General features: G+C 69.3%; 22 protein-coding genes and 1 riboswitch. Of the genes, 8 read left to right on the top strand and 14 right to left on the bottom strand.

Going from position 1 to position 22,393, the window contains the following annotated elements:
• Positions 1–24: 24 nt before the first annotated feature.
• Together ACFYWS_RS32950 and ACFYWS_RS32945 are read right to left on the bottom strand one after the other, a co-directional pair.
• Positions 25–366, bottom strand: a complete 342-nt coding sequence (locus tag ACFYWS_RS32950; RefSeq protein ID WP_389282545.1) for a hypothetical protein — start codon at positions 364–366, stop codon at positions 25–27.
• Positions 367–394: 28 nt separating this feature from the next.
• Complete coding sequence (locus ACFYWS_RS32945) at positions 395–550, bottom strand: hypothetical protein (protein ID WP_389282543.1); 156 nt, start codon at positions 548–550, stop codon at positions 395–397.
• Positions 551–651: 101 nt separating this feature from the next.
• On the opposite strand from ACFYWS_RS32945, the gene ACFYWS_RS32940 reads away from it, so the two are divergent.
• Entirely contained in the window at positions 652–1,275 is a 624-nt protein-coding gene (locus tag ACFYWS_RS32940; RefSeq protein ID WP_389282542.1) for a TetR family transcriptional regulator, read from the top strand.
• Between the two features lie 18 nt (positions 1,276–1,293).
• Positions 1,294–2,148, top strand: a complete 855-nt coding sequence (locus ACFYWS_RS32935; protein ID WP_389282541.1) for an alpha/beta fold hydrolase — start codon at positions 1,294–1,296, stop codon at positions 2,146–2,148.
• Between the two features lie 12 nt (positions 2,149–2,160).
• On the opposite strand, the gene ACFYWS_RS32930 is transcribed toward ACFYWS_RS32935, so the two are convergent.
• The 11 genes from ACFYWS_RS32930 to ACFYWS_RS32880 all read right to left on the bottom strand — a co-directional run bounded on the left by ACFYWS_RS32930 (position 2,161) and on the right by ACFYWS_RS32880 (position 14,452).
• Positions 2,161–3,036 (bottom strand): thioesterase family protein, encoded by an 876-nt coding sequence (locus ACFYWS_RS32930; protein WP_389282539.1) that lies wholly within the window; start codon positions 3,034–3,036, stop codon positions 2,161–2,163.
• Between the two features lie 61 nt (positions 3,037–3,097).
• Positions 3,098–3,769 carry a trimeric intracellular cation channel family protein gene (locus tag ACFYWS_RS32925; protein WP_389282537.1) on the bottom strand — a complete coding sequence of 224 codons (672 nt, stop codon included), beginning with the start codon at positions 3,767–3,769 and terminating at the stop codon, positions 3,098–3,100.
• Between the two features lie 33 nt (positions 3,770–3,802).
• Entirely contained in the window at positions 3,803–5,200 is a 1,398-nt protein-coding gene (locus ACFYWS_RS32920) for a M1 family metallopeptidase (RefSeq protein WP_389282535.1), read from the bottom strand.
• A gap of 258 nt (positions 5,201–5,458) precedes the next feature.
• A complete protein-coding gene (locus ACFYWS_RS32915) occupies positions 5,459–6,586 on the bottom strand; it encodes an ABC transporter ATP-binding protein (protein ID WP_389282534.1) in 1,128 nt (375 codons plus the stop codon).
• A 26-nt stretch (positions 6,587–6,612) separates the two neighbouring features.
• Entirely contained in the window at positions 6,613–7,710 is a 1,098-nt protein-coding gene (locus ACFYWS_RS32910; RefSeq protein ID WP_389282533.1) for an ABC transporter ATP-binding protein, read from the bottom strand.
• Positions 7,707–8,708: an ABC transporter permease gene (locus tag ACFYWS_RS32905; RefSeq protein WP_389282786.1), complete on the bottom strand. Its 1,002-nt coding sequence runs from the start codon at positions 8,706–8,708 to the stop codon at positions 7,707–7,709. Before ACFYWS_RS32905 ends, ACFYWS_RS32910 begins: the two co-directional genes overlap by 4 nt.
• 143 nt (positions 8,709–8,851) lie before the next feature.
• Positions 8,852–10,624, bottom strand: coding sequence for an ABC transporter substrate-binding protein (locus tag ACFYWS_RS32900; protein WP_389282532.1), 1,773 nt, complete (start codon positions 10,622–10,624; stop codon positions 8,852–8,854).
• A gap of 115 nt (positions 10,625–10,739) precedes the next feature.
• Positions 10,740–11,744, bottom strand: coding sequence for an ABC transporter permease (locus ACFYWS_RS32895; protein WP_389282530.1), 1,005 nt, complete (start codon positions 11,742–11,744; stop codon positions 10,740–10,742).
• Positions 11,745–12,035: 291 nt separating this feature from the next.
• Positions 12,036–12,824, bottom strand: a complete 789-nt coding sequence (locus tag ACFYWS_RS32890) for an enhanced serine sensitivity protein SseB C-terminal domain-containing protein (RefSeq protein ID WP_389282529.1) — start codon at positions 12,822–12,824, stop codon at positions 12,036–12,038.
• Positions 12,825–12,951: 127 nt separating this feature from the next.
• Positions 12,952–13,776 (bottom strand): enhanced serine sensitivity protein SseB, encoded by an 825-nt coding sequence (locus tag ACFYWS_RS32885; RefSeq protein WP_389282527.1) that lies wholly within the window; start codon positions 13,774–13,776, stop codon positions 12,952–12,954.
• Positions 13,777–13,849: 73 nt separating this feature from the next.
• Complete coding sequence (locus tag ACFYWS_RS32880; RefSeq protein WP_389282784.1) at positions 13,850–14,452, bottom strand: AAA family ATPase; 603 nt, start codon at positions 14,450–14,452, stop codon at positions 13,850–13,852.
• Between the two features lie 178 nt (positions 14,453–14,630).
• A riboswitch (glycine riboswitch) is annotated at positions 14,631–14,729 on the top strand.
• 156 nt (positions 14,730–14,885) lie between these two features.
• Here ACFYWS_RS32880 and gcvT point away from each other — a divergent pair.
• The 5 genes from gcvT to ACFYWS_RS32855 all read left to right on the top strand — a co-directional run bounded on the left by gcvT (position 14,886) and on the right by ACFYWS_RS32855 (position 21,257).
• Positions 14,886–16,010: a glycine cleavage system aminomethyltransferase GcvT gene (gene gcvT, locus ACFYWS_RS32875; RefSeq protein ID WP_389282525.1), complete on the top strand. Its 1,125-nt coding sequence runs from the start codon at positions 14,886–14,888 to the stop codon at positions 16,008–16,010.
• 64 nt (positions 16,011–16,074) lie between these two features.
• Positions 16,075–16,452 (top strand): glycine cleavage system protein GcvH, encoded by a 378-nt coding sequence (gcvH, locus tag ACFYWS_RS32870; protein ID WP_351335343.1) that lies wholly within the window; start codon positions 16,075–16,077, stop codon positions 16,450–16,452.
• 8 nt (positions 16,453–16,460) lie between these two features.
• Complete coding sequence (gene glyA, locus ACFYWS_RS32865) at positions 16,461–17,723, top strand: serine hydroxymethyltransferase (protein ID WP_389282523.1); 1,263 nt, start codon at positions 16,461–16,463, stop codon at positions 17,721–17,723.
• A 162-nt stretch (positions 17,724–17,885) separates the two neighbouring features.
• Positions 17,886–19,256: an L-serine ammonia-lyase gene (locus ACFYWS_RS32860; RefSeq protein WP_389282521.1), complete on the top strand. Its 1,371-nt coding sequence runs from the start codon at positions 17,886–17,888 to the stop codon at positions 19,254–19,256.
• A gap of 123 nt (positions 19,257–19,379) precedes the next feature.
• Entirely contained in the window at positions 19,380–21,257 is a 1,878-nt protein-coding gene (locus tag ACFYWS_RS32855) for an FHA domain-containing protein (protein WP_389282519.1), read from the top strand.
• A 28-nt stretch (positions 21,258–21,285) separates the two neighbouring features.
• Here the strand turns inward: ACFYWS_RS32855 and ACFYWS_RS32850 are convergent, their stop codons facing one another.
• Positions 21,286–21,630 carry a DoxX family protein gene (locus tag ACFYWS_RS32850; RefSeq protein WP_389282517.1) on the bottom strand — a complete coding sequence of 115 codons (345 nt, stop codon included), beginning with the start codon at positions 21,628–21,630 and terminating at the stop codon, positions 21,286–21,288.
• A gap of 198 nt (positions 21,631–21,828) precedes the next feature.
• On the opposite strand from ACFYWS_RS32850, the gene ACFYWS_RS32845 reads away from it, so the two are divergent.
• Positions 21,829–22,383, top strand: coding sequence for a glycoside hydrolase family 25 protein (locus tag ACFYWS_RS32845; RefSeq protein WP_389282515.1), 555 nt, complete (start codon positions 21,829–21,831; stop codon positions 22,381–22,383).
• Positions 22,384–22,393: the final 10 nt, after the last annotated feature.

The raw sequence follows: 22,393 nt of genomic DNA, 5'->3' as shown, positions 1-22,393 counted from the left end.
CCCCGGACGGTCAGCCCGTGAAGATCAGCCCGTGATGCTCCACGACATCGTGCCGTCGGCGGCGATCAGGGCGCCGAGCACGACGAGGTCGGCGATACCGAGACCGAGTCCGAGGAGGGCGCGGCCGCGCCGCTCGGTGCCGCGCCGCAGGGCGACGGACGCGAGGACGATCGAGACGGGGCCGAGGAAGACGTTCATGACGAGCAGCCCGACCAGGCCGAGGACGAACGAGGCGACGGCCATGCCGTCGGCGTCACGCCGCCCGGCGGTGCCCGCCTGCGCCTGCGGCTCCGCGGCGCCCGGTTCCGTGGTGCCCGGTTCCGTGGTGCGGGGCTCTGTGGTGCGCGGTTCTGCGGTGAGTTGCATGGTGGTACCCCCTTGGTTGGTGTCGGTGTCAGCCGTGGCGGCGCGCGTGGCGCTCGCGGACCGCGAAGACGGCCAGCCAGACACCGATGACGGCGGCCGCGACGAGCGTGACGGGCAGCGGGGCGTGGGCCACGGTGCCGAGCGCGAAGCCCAGCAGCAGGAGGGCCGCTACGAGGAACAGCATGGGAGCCTCTCGAAAAGTTGGGTTACAACTGTTCACTGACTACTGAGTCTAGCCCGCCACACGACTTTCCCATTACAGAGAACAGTTGTTAACTGGATGACATGAGTCACACCCTCGGCGCCCGCCAGGCGCAGAAGCAGAAGACCCGACAGGCGCTCCTGGACGCGGCGTTGGGGCTGTTGGAGGACCAGAGCCTCAGCAGCCTCGGCCTGCGCGAGGTGACGCGCGCCGCGGGCGTGACGCCGACCGCGTTCTACCGGCACTTCGACAGCACGGCCGACCTCGGAGTGGCCCTGGTCGAGGAGGCTCTCGGCAGTCTGCACGCGGTGATCCGCGACGCGCTGACGGCGACGTGGGACAGCGACGAACGCATCACGCGCACCATCGAGCTGATCGCCCGTCACGTGCACGCGTATCCCGCACACGTCCGCTTCATCGCGCGCGAGCGGCACGGCGGCGTACAGCCGGTGCGGGAGGCGATCGGCGAGCAGCTCGCACAGTTCGCCGACGAGGTGCGGGAGGCGCTTCAGCACGACCCGGACGCGGCGGGCTGGAGCCAGGAGGACCTGAAGATGCTGGCGGGCCTGTACGTCGATCACATGCTGGCGACGGCATCGGTGCTGCTCGGCACGGACGCCGAGGACTTCGAGCACGTGGCGGACCGGGCGGAGCGGCAGCTGCGGCTCGTGAGTATCGGCCGAAAGCACTGGCTCGACCTGTCATGAGCAACTAGCGTTACGGTCATGACAGCAGCCGAATGGAACCTCGACCGAAGCTTCTCCAGCTCGTCCGGCGAGATCCGCTGGACGTCACTCGGGCCGGCCGACGCGCCGCCCGTCGTCCTCGTCCACGGCACGCCGTTCTCTTCGTACGTGTGGCGGCAGCCGGCCCGCGCGCTCGCACGTCAACACAGGGTCTACGCATGGGATCTGCCGGGCTACGGAGTCTCCGGGACGACCCCGGGGCAAGATCTCTCGCTCGACGCCCAGGCCCGCGCACTGACCGAACTCCTCGACCACTGGGGCCTCACCGACGGCCAAGCGGAGCACCTGCCGGCCGTCGTGGGCCACGATTTCGGCGGCTGCATCGCGCTGCGCGCACACCTGGTGCACGGCGCCGCGTACGCGCGCCTCGCCCTGGTCGACCCGGTGGCCGTCCGGCCGTGGGGCTCCCCCACGTACCGGCTGCTCGGCGAACACGCCGACGTGTTCCGGCAGTTGCCGCCCGATCTCCACGAGGCGCTCGTGCACCGCTACATCGCCTCCGGCAGCCACCACGGGTTGCATCCCGAGACGCACGCGCGCGTGGTCGCGCCCTGGCTGACCGAGGCCGGGAAGGACTCCTTCTACCGTCAGATCGCGCAGAACCCCCCGCACGCCGGCACGGACGACATCCAGGGCCGCTACGGGGAGCTGGACCTGCCCGTGCTCGTCTGCTGGGGCGCCGAGGACACCTGGATCCCGGTCGCGCGGGCGCACGAGCTGGCGAAGCTGATCCCCGGCGCCGAGCTGCGGATCATCGAAGGCGCCGGGCATCTCGTCCAGGAGGACGCGCCCGCGGAACTCGCCGCCGTACTGGGCGAGTTCCTGCGGTCGTAGAGATCGTGAACGTCAGCCGAGGCGTACGCGCGCGAGCTGGCGCGACTGGGCCACCAGGCGGTCCTTCGCGTCCCAGATCTCGGCGTCCTCCTCCAGGAACCCGCCGGCCAGGTTCCGCGTCGTGATCGACACGCGGACGGGTCCCGGGGCCGGGCGGCAGCGCACGTGGACGGTCAGCTCGACCGTCGGCACCCAGCCCTTGAGGCCCATCTCGAAGGCGGTCGGCGGCAGCGCGTCCACCGCGAGCAGCAGCGACAGGGGGTCCATGTCGCGGCCGTCGGCGAGGCCGAACCAGGCACGCATCTCGCCCTTGCCGGACGGCGCGCCGAGCGCCCAGCCCAGCGTGGCCGGGTCGAGCTTCAGGTCCAGCCGGTCGGAGATCGCGGAGCTGCCGGGGACGGGCGGCGCGCCCTCGGGGGCGTCGCCCGCGCCGAAGCACTGGTCGGCGGGCGGCATGACGGGCGGCTCGGCGCTCGTGCGTACGTCGTCGGGGAGCGTGTCCAGGTCGCCGTAACTGGCGATGACCCGGATCCGCTCGACCTCGCTGCCGTCCTCCGCGAACTGGAAGAGGGAGGCCTGGCCGGTGGAGAGGGTGCGCCCGGAGCGGGCCACGTCGGTCCTGATCACGGCGGGGCCCGGCGCGGACGCGGTCAGGTAGTGCGCCGACACCGTGAACGGGTCGTCGTGCGGCAGGGCGTCCGCGAGGGCGCGGCCGAGCACGGCGAGGAGGTAGCCGCCGTTGAGGGCGTTGATGATCGTCCAGCCGGCGGAGAGGTCGATGTCGTAGACACCGGGTTCGCCCGCGCGCCGGGTGACGGCGGTGTCGCGGTCGAACTCACTGTCGCCGATGACGGCCGGGCGACTCTGCGTGGATACTGCGTCTGCCATACACGGAAACGTACAACAGGAGATTACTGAGCGGTAGCTTTCCCCTCGCTCCACTCCGCCGCTACGGTGTCTCCTCCGTCACTTCCACCCCCGCCGACCTGCGGTTCCACGCGCGCGGCGCCCGCCAGTGGTAGCGCATCGCGAGCAGTCGCAGAACAAAAGCGGTGAGGGCCGCGAGGCCGCTGGTGAAGGCGTCCAGGGCGTCGAGGTGGATGCACAGGACGACGATCCCGGCGCCGACCATGGCGGGCACCGCGTAGAGATCGCGGTCCCAGCGCACGAGGGAGGGGACCTCGTTGGCGATGATGTCGCGCAGCACGCCGCCGCCGACCGCGGTGGCGAGGCCGAGCGCGGTGGACGCGGTGAGCCCGAGCCCGTAGTCGTACGCCTTCGTCGTGCCCGTGACGCAGAACAGGCCGAGGCCCGCCGCGTCGAAGACGTTCACCGCCGTCTGGGTGCGCTCGACCTCCGGGTGCAGGAAGAAGACGAGCGCGGCGGCGATCAGCGGCGTGACGAAATAGCCGAGATCGATGAACGCGGCCGGTGGCACGGCGCCGATGACCAGGTCGCGGAAGACTCCTCCGCCCAGCGCGGTGACCTCCGCGAGCGCGGCGATCCCGAAGACGTCCCAGTTCTTGCGGACGGCCATCAGGGCACCGGAGATCGCGAAGACGAAGATCCCGATGAGGTCGAGCCAATGCTGGACGGAGGGACTGAACAGTTCCTGGAGCACGCGACATTCTTACCTGCCGTGCCCGCGGGCCCCCTACAGGCTGGGCTTGCCCGTCGTGAACAGCCACGTGTCGAAGAGGTCGTCGAGCTGCTGACCCGAGACCCGTTCGGCCAGGGCGATGAAGTCGGACGTCTGGGCGTTGCCGTAGCTGTGCAGCCTCGTCCACTGCGGCAGCAGCTTGAAGAACGCCTTGTCGCCGACGCGCTCGCGCAGCATCTGGAGCGTCATCGCGCCGCGCTGGTAGACGGCGGAGGCGAACATCGTGTCGCGCCGCGGGTCGCCGATCTTGACCTGCCAGAAGGAGGAGTTCGCGGGGCGGGAGTTGTAGCCCGCGAGGAAGGAGTCGTGGGCGGAGGCACCGCCCTTGTGCTCGGTCCACAGCCACTGGGCGTACGTGGCGAAGCCCTCGTTGAGCCAGATGTCGTCCCACTGCTTCGGCGAGACGGAGTCGCCGAACCACTGGTGCGCCAGCTCGTGCACGATCGTCGACTCGGAGCGGACGGCCGAGTAGATCGGCTTGGACTGGGTCTCCAGGGAGAAGCCGGCCTGCGGCATGTCGTCGACGATCGCGCCCGTCTCCTCGAAGGGGTACGGGCCGAAGACCTGCTCCCAGTAGTCGGTGGCCTCGGCGGTCACCGCGTACACGTCGACGTTGTTGCTGTTGGCGAGGACCGGGTCGATGGCTACGTAGATGGGCGTTCCGGCGGGCGTCCTGCCGCTCTTCACGTCGAACTTGCCGATGGTGGCGGTCGCGAGATACGTCGCCATGGGCTTCGACTCGCGCCAGTGGTGGACGGTCCGCTTGCCCTTGTCGGTGTCGTACGTGTCGACGAGGCGGCCGTTCGATACGCCGGTGAGACCCTTCGGCGCCTTGATCCTGATGTCGTACGTGGCCTTGTCGGACGGGTGGTCGCTGGAGGGGAACCAGGTGGACGCGGCGTTCGGCTCGCACGCGACGAAAACGCCGTCCTCCGTCTTCATCCAGCCGTAGTCGGAGCCGAAGACGATGGGGCCGCTGAGGGGTTCGGGGACGCCGCCGTAGGTCACGGTCGTGGTGAAGGACTTGCCCTTGTGGAGCGAGGAGCGCGGTGTGATGCGCAGTTCGTCCCCGCTGCGTGTGAACTCGGCGCGTCTGCCGTTCACTTCGACGTTGGTGACGGTCAGCTTCTGCAGGTCGAGGTCGAAGGCGGAGAGGTTCTGGGTGGCGCGCGCGGTGAGGGTCGTGCGGCCGTCGAGGCGGTCGGTGTCCGGGTTGTACGCGACGTCGAGGGCGTAGTGCCGGGCGTCGAAGCCGCCGTTGCCGAGCTGCGGGAAGTACGGGTCGCCGATGCCGTCGGAGCCGGGGGTGGGGGCGGGGGCGGCGGCTATCAGGCAGAAGGAGGCGGCGGCTACGGTGAGCGCGGCCAGGCGTGCCGAACGGGAGAGTGCCATGGGCGTCCCTTCGAGCGGGTTCCGGTGTAACGGACAGCGGAATGCTGCCGCTCGGCGGTGCGCGTGTACATGACCCTTTCGGGCCATGTACATGCCTACGGAGCGGGGCGGGCCCCCGAGACCATGGGCGCGCCGCACCCACGCCACGGGGCTCCGCCCCGGACCCCGCTGCTCAATCGCCGCAGGGGCTTGAAATGCCCCGCCGGCTCGCGCCCCAGGGGCTTGAAATGCCCCGTCGGCTCTCGTCCCAGAGCGGGCTTAATTGTCCGGCTGAACCGTCTTCGGGACCGTGATCACGTCGATTGCCTCCTTCGCCACCTGGAGGAGCTTGGTGTCCTCCGGGGCCTGGTCCGGGGCGTTCTCCGGGTGGTGGCAGGCGACCTGGTGGGCCGTGGCGAGCGGGATCAGCGGGGGCTCCGTCGTCTTGCAGAGCTCCGTCGCCTTCCAGCAGCGCGTGTGGAAGCGGCAGCCGGTGGGCGGGTCGATCGGCGAGGGGACGTCGCCGCGCAGCAGGATGCGCTCGCTCTTGACCCCGCGGCGCTTCGGGTCGGGCACCGGGACGGCCGACAGGAGCGCCTTGGTGTACGGGTGCATCGGCGTCGCGTACAGGTCGTCGCGGTCCGCCAACTCGACGATCTTGCCGAGGTACATGACCGCGATCCGGTCCGAGACGTGCCGGATGACCGAGAGGTCGTGCGCGATGATCACGTACGTGAGGCCGAGCTCGTCCTGGAGGTCGTCCAGGAGGTTCACCACCTGGGCCTGGATCGAGACGTCGAGCGCCGACACCGGCTCGTCCGCGACCACGAGCTTCGGATTCAGGGCCAACGCTCGTGCGATGCCGATGCGTTGCCGCTGACCGCCGGAGAACTCGTGCGGGTAGCGGTTGTAGTGCTCGGGGTTGAGGCCGACCTTCTCCAGGAGCTCCTGCACCGATCTGCGCACGCCGCCCTCGGGCTTGACGCCCTGAAGCCGGAACGGGGCGCCGACGATCGCGCCGATGTTGTGGCGCGGGTTCAGCGAGGAGTACGGGTCCTGGAAGATCATCTGGACGTCGCGGCGCAGCGGCCGCATGCCGCTCGTACTCAGATGCGTGATGTCCGTGCCCTCGAACTCGACGCGCCCGGCGGTCGGTTCGAGGAGTCGCGTGATCAGCCGGCCCATCGTCGACTTGCCGCAGCCGGACTCGCCCACGACGCCGAGCGTCTCACCGGCGCGGACGTCGAAGGAGAGCCCGTCGACCGCCTGCACCGCGGCGACCTGCCGCTTGAGCAGTCCCTTGCGGATGGGGAAGTGCTTGACCAGGCCGTCGACCTTGAGCAGCGGCTCACCGGCCGCCGCGTCCGGAGAGGTCGTCGCCTGCTGGGGGATCGTAGGGGGCGTCATCTCGGCTTCAGGTCCTTTGGCGTCCGTCACAGCTTCGGCGCAATCTCTTCGTTCCAGATCCGCTCGCGCTCCTCGCCCGACATGTGGCAGGCGGAGAAGTGTCCGGAGCCGACCTCCCGCAGTTCGGGGCGCTCGGTGCGCGTGATGTTGTCCTTGGGTACGTCCGCGTACGGGCAGCGCGGGTTGAAGGCGCAGCCGCTCGGCAGGTTGATGAGGCTGGGCGGGGAGCCCTTGACCGGGGTGAGCCGCTCGGTCTGGTCCCGGTCGATGCGCGGCATCGAGCCCAGCAGGCCCCAGGTGTACGGGTGTTGGGGCGTGGTGAAGACCTGCTCCGCCGTGCCCCGCTCGATGCAGCGGCCGCCGTACATCACGAGGAGCTCGTCCGCCATCTCCGCGACGACGCCGAGGTCGTGCGTGATCATGATGACGGCCGAGCCGAACTCCTTCTGGAGGTCGCGGATCAGGTCGAGGATCTGCGCCTGCACCGTCACGTCGAGCGCGGTGGTCGGCTCGTCGGCGATCAGCAGCTCGGGGTTGTTGACGAGGGCCATCGCGATCATCGCGCGCTGGCGCATGCCGCCCGAGAACTCGTGCGGATAGGAGTCGACGCGCTTGTCCGGCTGCGGAATGCCGACCCGGTCGAGCATCTCGACGGCCCGCTTGCGCGCGACCTTCTTGTCGACGTTGTGGTGGACCCGGTAGGCCTCCACGATCTGCTTGCCGATCGTGTAGTACGGGTGCAGCGAGGAGAGCGGGTCCTGGAAGATCATCGCCATGTCGCGGCCGCGCAGCCTGCGCACGGTGCTCTGGTCGCCGGAGAGCAGCTCGGTGCCGTCCAGCCAGATCTCGCCCTCGATCCGCGCCTTGCGCCGGCCGTACTGGCCGGTGGTGTGCAGGCCCATGATGCCGAGCGAGGTGACCGACTTGCCGGACCCCGACTCGCCGACGATGCCGAGGGTGCGGCCCTTCTCCAGCGTGAAGGAGAGCCCGTCGACGGACTTGACCACGCCGTCGTCGGTCGGGAAGTGCACCTTGAGGTCCCGGACCTCAAGGAAGGAGCTGGGGGCGCCGGAGGCGGTGACGGGCTCGCCGACCGCCGCTCCGGTCTTGTTCAGTTCGGTCATCCCAGCCTCACTCGCGGGTCGATGACTGCGTACAAGAGGTCCACGACGAGGTTGGCGACGGCGATCGCGAGGGCCGCGACGAGCGTCACGCCGAGGATCACGGGCAGGTCCTTGTTGCTGATGGCCTGGACCGCCGCGAGGCCGAGCCCCGGCAGGTTGAACGTGGACTCGGTGAGCACGGCGCCACCCAGCAGCACGCCGAGGTCGAGCCCGAAGACGGTGAGGATCGGCGTCATCGCGGAGCGCAGCGCGTGCCGGGTGATGACGGTCTGTTCGCCGAGGCCCTTGGCGCGCGCGGTGCGGATGTAGTCCTCGCCGAGGATCTCCAGCATGGTGGCGCGGGTGAGCCTGGCGTACATCGCGGCGTTGAGGAAGGCGAGCACGATCCACGGCAGGATCATCGTCTCGATCCACGTGCCGATCGAGTCGTCGGTGGAGAGGCTGCCGGCGATCGTCACCCAGCCGAGGCTGTGCACGAAGATCCCCATCGCGACCATGCCGGTGAAGAAGACCGGCAGGGAGACGCCGCCGAGGGCGGTGGTCATGGCGGCGCGGTCCCAGATCGAGCCGCGCTTGAGGGCGGAGACGACACCGGTGGCGACGCCGCCGACGAGCCACAGCACACAGGCGCCGAACGCGAGCGCGCCGGTGACCGGGAGCGCGTCCTTCAGGGTGTTCCAGACGGGTTCCTCCGAACGGAACGAGTACCCGAAGCAGGGGGCCCCGCAGTGGGTCACGTCATTGCCGTTGGCGTAGTCGCGTCCCATCGGGATGCCCTTGACGAACTCCCAGAACTGGACGAGCAGAGGGTCGTTGAGCCCCAGCTTGATCCGGATCCCCGCGAGCTGCTCGGCGCCGGACGACTTGCCGGCGAAGAGCACGGCGATGTCCTGGCCCGCCCATTTGGGCAGCATGAAGAAGATGGTGAAGGTCGCGAACAGAACGACGAGCACCATGATGACAACGGCGAACAGGCGCCGGATGAGATAAGCAAGCACTGTGCGCGGCCCGGCGGCGGCCGTGCGCCCCTTGTGGGGGTTCACGACCGCAGCCCGGGGCCATCACCTGCCCTTCGGACTGGCGGGTTTCGGCGGCTGGGGCGAACCGGACGGCGGATCAACTCCGCCATCCGGGAGGGGTGTTACTTGACGACGCCCAGAGAGGCGTAGTCGTAGCGACCGCTGTAGGCGTCGGCCATCATGGCGTTGGTCAGACGCGGGCCACGCCACGTGATGTTGTTCTCGTAGATGAACGGCATCCAGTCGGCCTGGTCGAGGATCCGCTTGTCGAGCGACTTGTAGATCTCGCCGGCCTTGTCCGTGTCGGTCTCCGCGATCGCCTTGTCGAACAGGCCGTCGATCTTCGGGTCGTTGATCTCGGACTCGTTGTAGTTACCGGTCTGCGCGAGGAAGCGGCTGTCCCACAGCGGCTGGCCGAAGCCCTGGCCGGACGGGAAGTCCGGACCCCAACCGCTCATGATCATGCCGTAGCCGCGCGACTTGACGACCTTCGGGGAACCGGTGACCGAGGCGGACTCGGCTCCGTCGAAGGAGTCCACCTCGACCTTGATGCCGACCTTGGCGAGCTGCTCCTGCAGCGCCTCGGCGGTGTCGACCTCGCCCGGGTTGTTGGTACGGGCGGTGATCTTCGTGGAGAAGCCGTTCGGCTTGCCGCACTCCTTCAGCTCGGCCTTGGCCTTGGCCGCGTCCGGCTTGCCCTTGCGGGCGAGGATCCCGTACGGGTCGTAATCGCTGTGGCCCTTGATGGACTTCGGCAGGGTGGAGTTGGCGATGTCGCCGCCGGCCAGCTTGCCGCCGCGGGTCTGCTGCAGGCCCGCGAAGTCGGTCCCGTAGAACACGGCCTTGCGGCAGTGGACGTCGTCGAACGGCTCGGCCTTGTGCACGAGGGCGACGTAGCGGACGAAGGAGGTCCGCATGTTGTCGACGCTGTCGCGGTGGTCCTGGACTGCGGTGACACGGCCCGACTGGGTCATGCCGGTGCCGTTCATGTCCAGGTCGTAATCGCCTTCCATGAGGCGCTTGTCGTTCTCCTCCAGGTTGGCGGAGATCGTCACGTCGATCTTGTCGGGAAGCGCGGCACGGATCGGGTCCGAGGCCTTCTTCCACTTGTCGTTGCGCACCAGCACGATCTTCTTGTTGGCCTTGTACGACTGGAACTTGTACGGGCCGGCGGAGAACGGGTGCGAGGTGTACTTGGTCTTCGTGTCCTTCTCCTGCTTGACCGGCGAGCCGGTCGGCATGGCGAGGAACTGCTCGAAGTCACCGTTGGGCTTCGGCAGCTTGAAGACGACGGTCTGGTCGTCCGGCGTCTCGATCGACTTCAGACCCAGCTTGTCCTTGGACGTGTCCTTGTAGGGGCCCTTGTACTCGCCCTTGGGGTCCAGGTTCTGCTTCAGGTACTGCGGGCCACCGGTGATGGTGTCCGTCGCCCAGATGCGCTCGATGCCGTACTTGACGTCCTTGGAGGTGATCGGCGAGCCGTCCTCCCAGGTGATCCCGTCACGCAGGTGGTACGTGTACGTCTTGCCGTCGTCGGAGATCTCGGCCTTGGACTTGGCCAGGTCACCGACCAGCTCGTTGGAGGCCGCACCCGGCTTGGGCGCGTAGGTCACCAGTTGGCGCGTGTAGAACCGCATGAAGTCCCACGACATGCCGTAGTAGGCGCGCTGCGGGTCGGCGGAGTCCAGGTCCTGCTTGCCGACCATGCGCAGCGTGCCTCCCTTCTTCTTCGAAGGGTTGGCGATCTTGTTGTACGCGGCGTCGTAACCGGCGCCCTTCGACGAGTCCTTGGAGTCGTCGCCGTCTCCGCCACCGCACGCCGTGGTCGACACCAGCGCCGCGACCACGAGGGCGGCGCCGGCGGCAAGCCGTCGTTTCGAGGAACCTGTGGGCATTTTCTCGTAACCTCCGAGATCGCGGTCCCGGACACCTGCCGGAGAACCATGGAGTCAAGCCACCTGACGGTGCTGCAGGGGCAGTTCGGTGAAAGCCGGTTGGACTTGTACGGCGTTACCGGGTGCCCTTCGGGTCCAGGGCGTCGCGCAGCCCGTCGCCGAAGAGGTTGAACGCGAGAACGGTGATGAAGATCGTGACACCCGGGAAGACCATGAACATCGGGTCGTGCTCGTACGTCTCCAGGGCGTCGCGGAGCATGCCGCCCCAGGAGGCCGTGGGCGGCCGGACACCCGCACCGAGGAAGCTGAGCGCCGCCTCCGTGAGGATGTTGGTCGGGATCATGAGCGTCATGTAGACGACGATCGGCGCGACCAGGTTCGGCAGCAGTTCGCGGAACAGGATGTGCCGCGAGCCACCGCCCAACGACCTTGCCGCCTCGACGTATTCACGCTCCCGCAGGGAGAGCGTCTGCCCTCGCACGATGCGCCCGATGTACGGCCATCCGAAGAATCCGATGACGAGGACCAGTACGGCGATGCGCACCCCGCTGCCGGTCAGGCCGAGCAGGTCGTCCGGCAGCACCGAGACCAGGGAGATGATGAAGAGCAGCTGCGGGAACGAGAGCAGCACGTCCATCACGCGGCTGATCGCCGCGTCGATCCACCCGCCGAAGTAGCCGGCGATGATGCCGAACAGGGTGCCCAACGCGACGGCGACGATCGCCGCGAGGAACGCGACGAGCAGCGAGATCCGGGCGCCGTAGACGATGCGGCTGAAGACGTCTCGGCCCTTGTTCGGTTCGAGGCCGAAGAGGAAGTCGCTGCTCACGCCGCCGAGCGCGCCCTGGGGCAGGTTCGTCAGCGGGTCGAGCTTGTCCTGGTGGAACTGGTTCGGCGGGTGGCCGAGCAGGCTGACGATGAGCGGCGCGAAGACCGCGACCAGGACCAGGAGCACGACAACGATGCCACCGCCGAGAGCGACCTTGTCGCGCTTCAGGCGGTTCCAGGCGATCTGCTTGAGCGACCGGCCCTCGACCTTGCGGTCTGCGTCTCCCTTGGCGGGCTCGACCGGTGCGCTCGGTTCCACTTCCGCGCTCGTGTCGTGCATTGGTGCCGTCATCGTGGCAGGGACCCCTCTCAACCGGCGGTGACCGGCCCGCACTTGCCGCTGTGGCGGCTTGGTTCAGTCCGTCGTACACAGAGGCGAAGCCCCTTGCTGCGGGAGTCTTCAACCTGGGCGTGATCTGTTGCCAGACTTGACGGCGAAAGGATGCCTAACCGTGATGCAGGCTGGGGTGTTCCGTTATCCGGACTGCGGTGAACGGGGGGCGGACGCGGGGCAGTTGGGGTGAACCGGACATGTTGCGGTCGGCCGCGCAGTTCCAGCCCGCCCGGCGCTTGAGGGCGCCTTTCAGTACGTCGCCCCGTACGGCGGCGGATACCCGTACCCACCCCCGGCGGGAGCCGCATGGGCCTCCCGGTCATAGAACGGCCGCGCTTGCCGCAGCCACATCGCCACCGGGTCGTACTCGTCCGACATCGCGACCGTGGAGACCGGAAGGCCCTCGGGGACCGCCGGGATGGACTGCTGCATCATCGCCCGGACCGCGTCCACGGACGCCGGGGACGTGTCGTAGACGTCCAGGCCGATGGCGAGGTAGGGCGCGCCCAGCGTGGGCTGGACCCAGGCGCGGCGCAGCGAGCGGATCGCCGTCGTACGGTGCGCGTTCTGCGTCAGGACCGCGTAGAACTGGGGGATCTCGATCGCGGGCTCGGAGAGCCTCAGCGGGCCCGCCGGCTGCCGGTCGAGGCCGCCCGCGATGCGGCGCAGGTCGAGCCACGGGATGCCGACGCCGCCACCCGGCGCGTGCGGGTTCAGCCAGAGCCCGTAGTGGTCGGGGTAGAGCGTGCGCGCCGCGTCGACCCCGCTCACCACCTCGTACGCCCGCGACCAGCCGGAGGCCGAGAGCTCTTGGGCGGAGGTGACGCACGGGGCGTACGAGAAGCCGTCCACCTCCATGTTCCCGTACTGGGCGTCCGGGGAGCCGGCCTGGCCGTGCCAGAGCAGCATCCAGACCTGCCCGGCCGCGGGGTCGGCGAGGGCCTTGAGGAGCGCCTCGTACGCGTCGTAGCGTCCCGGCGTCACCTGGCGCAGCATGTGCTCGACCTGTCCGGCCGCGGCCGTGCCCGACGCGCTCACCCGTAACCGCCCCTTCGGCTCTTCAAATACGTCCGTGTCCCACACGTGGCCGGAAAGCGAAGCGCCGACCGGTCACGTCATGAAACCAGCTTAAGCGGCGATACTGACACCGACTTGACGGACGCCGTCACCCTTCTCGTACGTAGAACGGCCGTACGTGTGTACGCAGCCAGTCCGCGACCGGGTCCTGCGTCACGTCCAGGAACACCAGGTTGACGGCCCAGGCCACCGGCGCGCGGCCCAGCGCCCGCCCCAGCGCGTCCAGCGGAAGGTTCCCCGCACCGCTCGGGGCGCCCACGGCCTGCGACAGCTCCACGCCGATGAACAGGGACGGCTCCGCGTCCTCCACGGTCGCGAGGCAGCGCCGGGCGCTCAGTACCGTGCCGAGCCCGTCGAACTCCTCGCGGACCGCGGCCAGGAAGTCCATGGGGTCGACCTGCCAGTCCGGCTCGCTCAGCACCACGCGGCCGCCCGTCGCCGGGCCGTCCAGCGCCGTGCGACCGCTGCGGGCCAGCTCGGCGACGGCCGGCGGCGGCAGCGGCACGCCGACCGTGCCGTCCGGGTTCACCGCGATGCCGACCTGCGGCGGAAGCCCGCGCGCGAACTCCACGGCCGGGGCCACCGTGCAGTCCATCCGGCCACCGGTGACCGCCATGAACTGCTGCTCGGAGCTGAACACGGGGACGTAGGCCTGGCCCTCGATCTCCAGGCTCGGCAGGTCGAGGTCCCTGCTCGCGTTCGAACCGCCCCTCGGCAGCGGGATCCACACGTGGCTGCGGCCGAGGACCTCGACGATCCTGCCGCCCGCGGAGGCGCCCGCCTCCTGGCCGAGAGCCGCGGCGAGGACCTCCTCCAACTCGTTGGCGGGCCAGCCCTGCGAGGGGTGGGCGTAGCCGCCCTCGTGCCCCTGGGCGAGACCGTGACCCGGCTCCGGGGTGCCTGGGAACTCCATGACTGCCATCAACCTCTGCTGTTCTGCCCGCTTCTGGTGCCCGCCGACTTTAACTCGTCCATACGGCCCGGCCTCAGTCGCCGAATGTGATCCCTCCCAGTGCCTCCATCGCCGCCCGGTCGAGCAGCACCGCCGACTCCATCCCGGCCGGCAGGTTCCCCCGCTCCGTCGAGCTGACGAGCGCGCCCACCGCGCGGCGGTGGCGCGCGAAGGCGTACCGGGACACCCCGCGGCCGCGGTCCCGCTGCCCCTCAAGTGCCGTGTCCGCCGGTACGTCGAGCAGCATCAGGTGGACGGCGGCCCCGCGCCGCCGCGCCGTGCGGATCACCCAGCGGCGCACCCACGCCTGCGTACCGCAGTCGTGCACGACGACGCTCATGCCCGAGCGCATCGCCCGGCGCAGCCCCACGTAGTGCGCGACGCGGACCACCGGGCGGTACAGCGCGTACGGCAGGTAGCGCGGCATGCGCGCGGACCAGCGCTCGCGGGTGTCCTGCGAATCGATCCGGATCTCGGTGACGGCCCGCCGCATCAGCGTCGACTTGCCGCTGCCCGGCAGGCCCGAGAGCACGACGAAGTCGCCCGCCGCGAAGGCGAGCTGCCGCGGTGTGTGCCCGCGACGGCCGCGCAGGTCCCGCACCGAGCGCTGACCGGGGATCCGCACCCCCGCCACCACCGACGCCGAAGCGGATACCGCGTAAGCCCCCGCCACTGCTTTGTGCACCGTGATCGTCCTCCCCGTTCCGGTCACGTCACCCTTGCCCCTCAAGTGTAAAGAGAAGGTAATGCACCTCAAGGGGTTTCCCTGTCGGACGGGCATGCAATGATGTGCCCGCAACTGCATACCGGCCGCTTGAATCCGCGCGGGAGAGTTCCGGGTACGACGAGTACCCGGGCGCCGAAGGAGCAAGTTCCTCCCTTGAATCTCTCAGGCCCCGTACCGCGCGGGCGAGGCAGATCTGAAAAGTGGGGCGTCTTTGTGACGTGACGCCCCCACCCAAGGTGCAAGCCCCTCGGGGCGAACCTCTCAGGTTCCGATGACAGATGGGGAGGGCGTCCCGTACGCGTACGGGACTCCGCCATCGCCGTCATGCCCGGGAGCACCACTGATGACCCGTACGACATCTCTTGACGCCCTGCATCGTTCGCTCGGCGCGACGATGACCGACTTCGCCGGCTGGGACATGCCGCTGCGCTACGGCAGCGAGCGCGACGAGCACAACGCCGTGCGCACGAGGGCCGGCCTCTTCGACCTCTCCCACATGGGCGAGATCACCGTGACCGGGCCGCAGGCCGTGGACCTGCTCAACCACGCCCTCGTCGGCAACATCGGCTCCGTCGGCGCCGGCCGCGCCCGCTACACCATGATCTGCCGCGCGGACGGCGGGATCCTCGACGACCTGATCGTGTACCGGCTCGGCGAGACCGAATACATGGTGGTCGCCAACGCGGGCAACGCGCAGGTTGTGCTCGACGCCCTCACCGAGCGCGCCGCCGGCTTCGACGCCGAGGTCCGCGACGACCACGACGCGTACGCGCTGCTCGCCGTGCAGGGCCCGGCCTCGGCGGCGATCGTGAAGTCCGTCACGTCCTCCGCGGACACCGACCTGGACGGCCTGAAGTACTACGCGGGTCTGCCCGGCACCGTCGCCGGTGTGCAGGCGCTCATCGCGCGCACCGGCTACACCGGCGAGGACGGCTTCGAGCTGTTCGTCTCCCCCGCCGACGCCGAGAAGCTGTGGCAGGCGCTGACCGAGGCGGGCGCCGAGTACGGCCTGATCCCCTGCGGCCTGTCCTGCCGGGACACGCTGCGCCTGGAGGCGGGCATGCCGCTGTACGGGCACGAGCTGTCGACGTCCCTCACGCCCTTCGACGCCGGTCTCGGCCGCGTCGTGAAGTTCGAGAAGACCTCACACGGGGACGACTTCGTGGGCCACGACGCGCTTCGCGACGCCGCCGCGAAGGCCGAGGCCAACCCGCCCCGCAAGCTCGTCGGCCTCATCGCCGAGGGCCGCCGCGTGCCGCGCGCCGGGATGCCCGTCGTCGCCGACGGCCAGGTGATCGGCGAGGTCACCTCCGGCGCCCCGTCCCCGACGCTCGGCAAGCCGATCGCGATGGCGTACGTGGATCCCGCGCACGCCGAGGCGGGTACGGCGGGTGTCGGTGTCGACATCCGCGGCACGCACGAGCCGTACGAGGTCGTGGCACTGCCGTTCTACAAGCGCCAGAAGTAGGCCCCGCCCGTCCGGGCGCCCCCTCCGTCACCAGCACCTTCCCGCGTACAGGAGAATTCGCATCATGAGCAACCCCCAGCAGCTGCGTTACAGCAAGGAGCACGAGTGGCTCTCGGCCGTCGAGGACGGCGTCGCCACGATCGGCATCACGGAGCACGCGGCCAACGCGCTCGGTGACATCGTGTTCGTCCAGCTCCCCGAGGTCGGGGACACCGTCACCGCGGGCGAGACCTGCGGCGAGCTGGAGTCCACCAAGTCGGTGTCCGACCTGTACTCCCCCGTCGGCGGCGAGGTGACCGAGATCAACCAGGACGTCGTCGACGACCCGGCGCTCGTCAACTCGGCCCCGTTCGAGGGTGGCTGGCTGTTCAAGGTCCGGCTGGCCGACGAGCCGAAGGACCTGCTCTCCGCCGACGAGTACACCGAGTTCTCCGGGAGCTGACCCCACCGATGTCCGTACTGAACGAATCCCTGCACGAGCTCGACCCCGAGGTCGCCGTCGCGGTCGACGCCGAGCTGAAGCGCCAGCAGTCGACCCTCGAAATGATCGCGTCGGAGAACTTCGCCCCGGCCGCCGTCATGGAGGCCCAGGGCTCGGTCCTCACCAACAAGTACGCGGAGGGCTACCCCGGCCGCCGCTACTACGGCGGCTGCGAGCACGTCGACGTCACCGAGCAGATCGCCATCGACCGCGTGAAGGCGCTCTTCGGCGCCGAGTACGCGAACGTGCAGCCGCACTCGGGCGCCTCCGCGAACCAGGCCGCACTCTTCGCCATCGCCAAGCCGGGCGACACGATCCTCGGCCTGGACCTGGCGCACGGCGGCCACCTCACGCACGGCATGCGCCTGAACTTCTCCGGCAAGCAGTTCAACGTGGTCCCGTACCACGTGGACGACGCGGGCCTGGTCGACATGGCCGAGGTCGAGCGCCTCGCCAAGGAGCACCGCCCGAAGGTGATCATCGCCGGCTGGTCGGCGTACCCGCGCCAGCTGGACTTCGCCGAGTTCCGTCGCATCGCCGACGAGGTCGAGGCGCTGCTCTGGGTCGACATGGCGCACTTCGCGGGCCTCGTGGCCGCGGGCCTGCACCCCAACCCGGTCCCGTACGCCGACGTCGTCACGTCCACGACGCACAAGACGCTCGGCGGTCCGCGCGGCGGCATCATCCTCGCCCGCAACAAGGACTTCGCGAAGAAGCTGAACTCGGCGGTCTTCCCGGGCTTCCAGGGCGGCCCCCTGGAGCACGTGATCGCGGCCAAGGCCGTCTCCTTCAAGGTCGCGGCCTCCGAGGACTTCAAGGAGCGCCAGGCCCGCACGATCGAGGGCGCCCAGATCCTCGCCGAGCGCCTGACCACCCCGGAGTCACGGGAAGCGGGCGTCAACGTCCTCTCCGGCGGCACGGACGTGCACCTGGTCCTCGTCGACCTGCGCGACTCCGAGCTCGACGGCCAGCAGGCCGAGGACCGGCTCCACGAGGTCGGCATCACGGTCAACCGCAACGCGGTCCCGAACGACCCGCGCCCGCCGATGGTCACCTCCGGCCTGCGGATCGGCACGCCCGCCCTCGCCACCCGCGGCTTCACCGCCGAGGACTTCCGCGAGGTCGCCGACGTGATCGCGCTCGCGCTTCAGCCGTCGTACGACGCCGAGTCGCTGAAGGCCCGAGTGACCGCTCTGGCCGACAAGCACCCGCTGTACCCCGGCCTGAAGTAATTCGGCCCGGATTACGTACCCTTTCGTAGGTACGTCCTGTCGGGGCACCGCGCACACTGGAACCAGGAATATCACCAGTGAGCACGGTGCCCCGGCCGCTTCCACCGCACTCTCGCTTGTCCGGCAGACAACGGCGTCTACCACCACCTTTGGAGTCCCACCGTGGCCATCTCGGTCTTCGACCTGTTCTCGATCGGCATCGGCCCGTCCAGCTCGCACACGGTCGGCCCGATGCGCGCGGCGCGCATGTTCGCGCGGCGCCTGAAGAACGAGGGCCTGCTGGCCCACACCTCCTCGGTCCGCGCCGAGCTGTACGGCTCGCTGGGCGCGACCGGGCACGGGCACGGCACCCCGAAGGCGGTACTGCTCGGCCTTGAGGGCGACTCCCCGCGCACCGTCGACGTCGAGTCGGCGGACGAGCGGGTCGAGACGATCAAGGGCCAGGGCCGCCTCAACCTCCTCGGCGCGCACGAGATCACCTTCTCGTACGACGACGATCTGATCCTGCACCGCCGCAAGGCCCTCCCGTACCACGCGAACGGCATGACGCTGTGGGCGTACGACGCCGACGGCAAGGAGCTGCTCACCAAGACGTACTACTCGGTGGGCGGCGGCTTCGTGGTCGACGAGGCCGCGGTCGACGGCGAGAACCCGGTCGTCCCCGACGACACCGTCCTCAAGTACCCCTTCCGCACCGGCGACGAGCTGCTCCGCCTCGCACAGGAGACCGGCCTGTCCATCCCGGCGATGATGCTGGAGAACGAGAAGGCCTGGCGCACGGAGGACGAGATCCGCTCCGGCCTCCTCGACATCTGGCGCGTCATGCAGGCGTGCGTCTCCCGCGGCATGTCCCACGAGGGCATCCTGCCCGGCGGCCTCAAGGTCCGCCGCCGCGCGGCGAGTTCGGCCCGCAAGCTGCGCGCCGAGGGCGATCCGCTGGCCCTCGCCATGGAGTGGATCACGCTCTACGCCATGGCGGTCAACGAGGAGAACGCGGCGGGCGGCCGGGTCGTGACGGCCCCCACGAACGGCGCGGCCGGCATCATCCCCGCGGTCCTGCACTACTACGTGAACTTCGTGCCGGGAGCCGACGAGGACGGCGTGATCCGCCTCCTCCTCACCGCGGGCGCGATCGGCATGCTCTTCAAGGAGAACGCCTCCATCTCCGGCGCCGAGGTCGGCTGCCAGGGCGAGGTCGGCTCCGCCTGCTCGATGGCGGCGGGCGCCCTCGCGGAGGCGCTCGGCGGCTCCCCGGAACAGGTCGAGAACGCGGCCGAGATCGGCATGGAGCACAACCTCGGCCTGACCTGCGACCCGGTCGGCGGCCTCGTCCAGATCCCGTGCATCGAGCGCAACGGCATGGCGGCGGTCAAGGCCGTCACGGCCGCGAAGATGGCCCTGCGCGGCGACGGCTCGCACAAGGTGTCCCTGGACAAGGTCATCAAGACGATGCGGGACACGGGGGCGGACATGAGCGTGAAGTACAAGGAGACGGCGCGCGGCGGGCTCGCGGTGAACATCATCGAGTGCTGAGGCCGCCAGGGGGTTCCCGAATTCGTCGACGCCTCTAGCTTTGACGTACGGGCAGGGCGGCCGGGCTCCGGCCGCCCTCGCCGCACGGTCCTGGCTCGTTGGATGAATGGAATCCGAGGACTCATGCCTCCTGAGATAGTCAGCCGTCAAGGTTCCCTGGCCGGAGAGCGATTCGGCATCGGAGCGAAGCCCCTCACGTTCGGCCGCAAGCCCGCGAACGACGTGGTGATCCGCGACGCGAGCATCTCCCGGTTCCATGCCGAGGTACGCCGCGAGGGCCATGGATTCATGCTCTATGACCTGGGAAGCAGCAACGGGACATACGTCAACGGGGAGCGCATGACCTCGCGTGTGCTCCAGCCCGACGATGTCATCACGATCGGTGACGAGACGTTCTGCTTCGAGGCGGCCGGACCGATGGAGACCATCATGGATCTCTCCGTCCTGGAGGCCCTCACGCCGCCTCCCGCCGAGCAGCCGGTCCCGGTGCTCAAGGTGACGGTGTCGGGCGGCGGTCCTGTGGGGCTTGCCTTCGCCCTGCTCCTGGAGTCCCTGCTCGGTCCCCGGGCCGCCGTCACGATCTACGACGGCCGCTGGACCCGGGCCGGGGACAGGGTCGTCTGGAAGGACGCGACGCAGGGCAACGTCCGGCGCATGCAGGTCGTCACGGTGCAGAGCCGTCAGTACCTGGGCCTTCCCCAGGAGGTCCAGGAGCGGCTGTTCAAGGACGGCGCGTACAGCGAGATGTGGCCGGCGGGCCCGGACTCGATCCGCGGTCACCAGCCGCGCAACATCCGGATCGCCTACGTGGAGGACACGCTCCTGGAGATGGCCAACGAGAAACCGGACCGCATCCGCCTCGTGCCGGAGCGGTTCGACCCGGTCGAGCACGAGAAGAGCGCAGCCGGGGACCATGTGCTCGCCATCTGCGAGGGGGGCCGCTCCCGGACGCGTGAGCACTTCGCCGAGAAGTTCGGCCGGGCCGACAAGTCCATCTACTCGCTGGAGGGCGCGCATCTCCAGGACGTGGTGCTCGGCCTGAAGGTGAAGTCGAGGCTGCCGGACGCGATGTCCGTGCTGCTCACCGTGGCGCAGAACCGGTTCCTCCTCAACTCCCTGCACGGTGAGGGCTTCCTCAACATGCGGCTCACCGACGAGGAGGCGAAGGAGGTCGTGGGGATCGACCCCGTCCGGCAGGTTTTCGAGGAGTGCATCGCCTCGCGGCCGTGCGTGATGAACCGCAGCGAGGACGGCGACTTCCTCTGCGACACCCACAGCACCCTGTTCCTGCCCGCCCTGATCAAGGGGTCGGCGCTGTGGAAGCGGGTCAGGGAAGGCCTGGCGCTGTTCGCCGTGCCCGAGTCCGACCTGAGCGCCGTCACCGCGTTCCGCCTCGACATGGTGCAGCGCCCGCGGTTCACCGCGCGGCTGCGCCCCAGGACGGCCGCGGGACCGGGCACGTACGGATTCCTCCTCGGGGACGCCGCCAACGCCATCCACTTCTGGCCGGGCCGCGGCCTCAACAGCGGCTGGGGATCGGCCATTTCGCTCGCCCGGTCACTCAGCGGCACCTGGCGCGGGCGGCCGCTGCGCGATGCCGACTTCGTACGCCACGAGGCGGCCATGTCGATGCTCCAATACCGGCACAAGAGCCGCGCCTGGAACTCGATGATCACCACGGATGAGCAAGGGGTGACCCGGGCCATCAAGGACAAGATCCAGCAGAGCATCTCGGAGGCCGCGGAGCGGACACCCGACCGGCAGGCCGACGTCGACGCCCTCATGGAGCAACTCCGCGCGATCCGCGACCGTCTGGCGCCGCGGATTCCCGGACTGCCCGACGACGCGACGCTCCTGAAGCACCTGGACACACTGAACGGTCAGACCTTGTACACCCTGGTGCACAGCGGCGCCTGGGACACCCAGATCGTCGGCGGTGAGGAGGTCGACATCGACATCTTCTATCCCGCGGAACGGCTGGACCCGCTCCCGGTGGGCTGAGCGGCCGGCCCGACCGAAACGTCGGACTCTAGACAGCGGCCCTCAGGGCCAGAGCCGCTACGGCGAGTGCGCAGCAGAAGGACCACCCGCCGTAGTTCCGGTCCCCTACGCGCACATGCGCGCCGAGCGCCCCGACGAAGTACAGCACCAGGCCCGACGCGGCGGCGATCCCGAGCGCCGGGACCACGAACCCGGCGACGAGCCCCAGCGCACCGGCCCCGAGCGCCGTCCCGAGCCACGGGATCCACGCGTACGGCACTCCCAGCTTGTCGGCCTGGGCCTTCGGATAGGGGTGGCCTGCGAGGTTGGCGACGGCCGCCGATCCGTAGACGACGGCGGCGAGGACGGTGACGACGGCGTAGACGCTGAACATGATGTGCTCCTCCGGAAGGGTTCACCAGACCGACGGATCACCCCGCGGCGAATGTGACATCCGCGTGGCCCGGCGAGGTCGTCGCCGTCACGGCAGGCATGACCAACAGCCGCCGATCTACGCAAAGATGGCCTCATATCCGGCCGGATCAGGGACGATGAAAGTTCGACCTCGTCGCCCCACCGACCGGAGGCCAGCATGATCCGTGGCATCGACGTCAGCTCGCACCAGTCCACGTTCGACACGGACGGCGTGTCGTTCGTCTTCATCAAGGCGACGGAGGGGCGTTCGTACGTCAATCCGCGCCTGGCCGCGCAGACGAAGCGGGCCCGCGACGCCGGCTGTGTGGTCGGCTTCTACCACTTCCTGTGGCCGGGGAACATCACGGCGCAGGCCGAGTACTTCGTGAGCAAGGCCCCTGAAAAAGCAGGGGACTTGCTGGCCGCGGACTGGGAGACGACCGGCGAGGGCACCCACGCGAGCAACGCGGAGAAGGACAAGTTCATCCGCGAGGTGAAGCGGCTACGGCCGAATCACCGGACCCTGTTGTACTCGAACAGAAACTTCTGGCTGAACATCGACACAACCTCCTACGCCGGCGACGGCCTCTGGATCGCCGACTACGTCAGCGCGGGCAAGCCCCGCATCCAGGCGGACTGGCGGATCCACCAGTACACCGACCGCCCCCTCGACAAGAACGTCGCCGACTTCGACAGCAAGGCCGCCATGAAGGAGTGGGCGGGCGGCGCCTGACGGGAGCCGG

Source organism: Streptomyces sp. NPDC002795 (assembly GCF_042888725.1).
Lineage (GTDB): Bacteria > Actinomycetota > Actinomycetes > Streptomycetales > Streptomycetaceae > Streptomyces.
Note: the sequence above shows the minus strand (reverse complement) of the source record. Positions and strands in the feature narration are given on the sequence as shown.

What these genes read in the sequence shown, in the direction of transcription:
- ACFYWS_RS32950 (WP_389282545.1), bottom strand. Translation starts at nt 366, where the DNA reads ATGCAACTCACCGCAGAACCGCGCACCACAGAGCCCCGCACCACGGAA.
- ACFYWS_RS32945 (WP_389282543.1), bottom strand. Translation starts at nt 550, where the DNA reads ATGCTGTTCCTCGTAGCGGCCCTCCTGCTGCTGGGCTTCGCGCTCGGC.
- ACFYWS_RS32940 (WP_389282542.1), top strand. Translation starts at nt 652, where the DNA reads ATGAGTCACACCCTCGGCGCCCGCCAGGCGCAGAAGCAGAAGACCCGA.
- ACFYWS_RS32935 (WP_389282541.1), top strand. Translation starts at nt 1,294, where the DNA reads ATGACAGCAGCCGAATGGAACCTCGACCGAAGCTTCTCCAGCTCGTCC.
- ACFYWS_RS32930 (WP_389282539.1), bottom strand. Translation starts at nt 3,036, where the DNA reads ATGGCAGACGCAGTATCCACGCAGAGTCGCCCGGCCGTCATCGGCGAC.
- ACFYWS_RS32920 (WP_389282535.1), bottom strand. Translation starts at nt 5,200, where the DNA reads ATGGCACTCTCCCGTTCGGCACGCCTGGCCGCGCTCACCGTAGCCGCC.
- ACFYWS_RS32915 (WP_389282534.1), bottom strand. Translation starts at nt 6,586, where the DNA reads ATGACGCCCCCTACGATCCCCCAGCAGGCGACGACCTCTCCGGACGCG.
- ACFYWS_RS32910 (WP_389282533.1), bottom strand. Translation starts at nt 7,710, where the DNA reads ATGACCGAACTGAACAAGACCGGAGCGGCGGTCGGCGAGCCCGTCACC.
- ACFYWS_RS32900 (WP_389282532.1), bottom strand. Translation starts at nt 10,624, where the DNA reads ATGCCCACAGGTTCCTCGAAACGACGGCTTGCCGCCGGCGCCGCCCTC.
- ACFYWS_RS32895 (WP_389282530.1), bottom strand. Translation starts at nt 11,744, where the DNA reads ATGACGGCACCAATGCACGACACGAGCGCGGAAGTGGAACCGAGCGCA.
- ACFYWS_RS32885 (WP_389282527.1), bottom strand. Translation starts at nt 13,776, where the DNA reads ATGGAGTTCCCAGGCACCCCGGAGCCGGGTCACGGTCTCGCCCAGGGG.
- gcvT (WP_389282525.1), top strand. Translation starts at nt 14,886, where the DNA reads ATGACCCGTACGACATCTCTTGACGCCCTGCATCGTTCGCTCGGCGCG.
- gcvH (WP_351335343.1), top strand. Translation starts at nt 16,075, where the DNA reads ATGAGCAACCCCCAGCAGCTGCGTTACAGCAAGGAGCACGAGTGGCTC.
- glyA (WP_389282523.1), top strand. Translation starts at nt 16,461, where the DNA reads ATGTCCGTACTGAACGAATCCCTGCACGAGCTCGACCCCGAGGTCGCC.
- ACFYWS_RS32855 (WP_389282519.1), top strand. Translation starts at nt 19,380, where the DNA reads ATGCCTCCTGAGATAGTCAGCCGTCAAGGTTCCCTGGCCGGAGAGCGA.
- ACFYWS_RS32850 (WP_389282517.1), bottom strand. Translation starts at nt 21,630, where the DNA reads ATGTTCAGCGTCTACGCCGTCGTCACCGTCCTCGCCGCCGTCGTCTAC.
- ACFYWS_RS32845 (WP_389282515.1), top strand. Translation starts at nt 21,829, where the DNA reads ATGATCCGTGGCATCGACGTCAGCTCGCACCAGTCCACGTTCGACACG.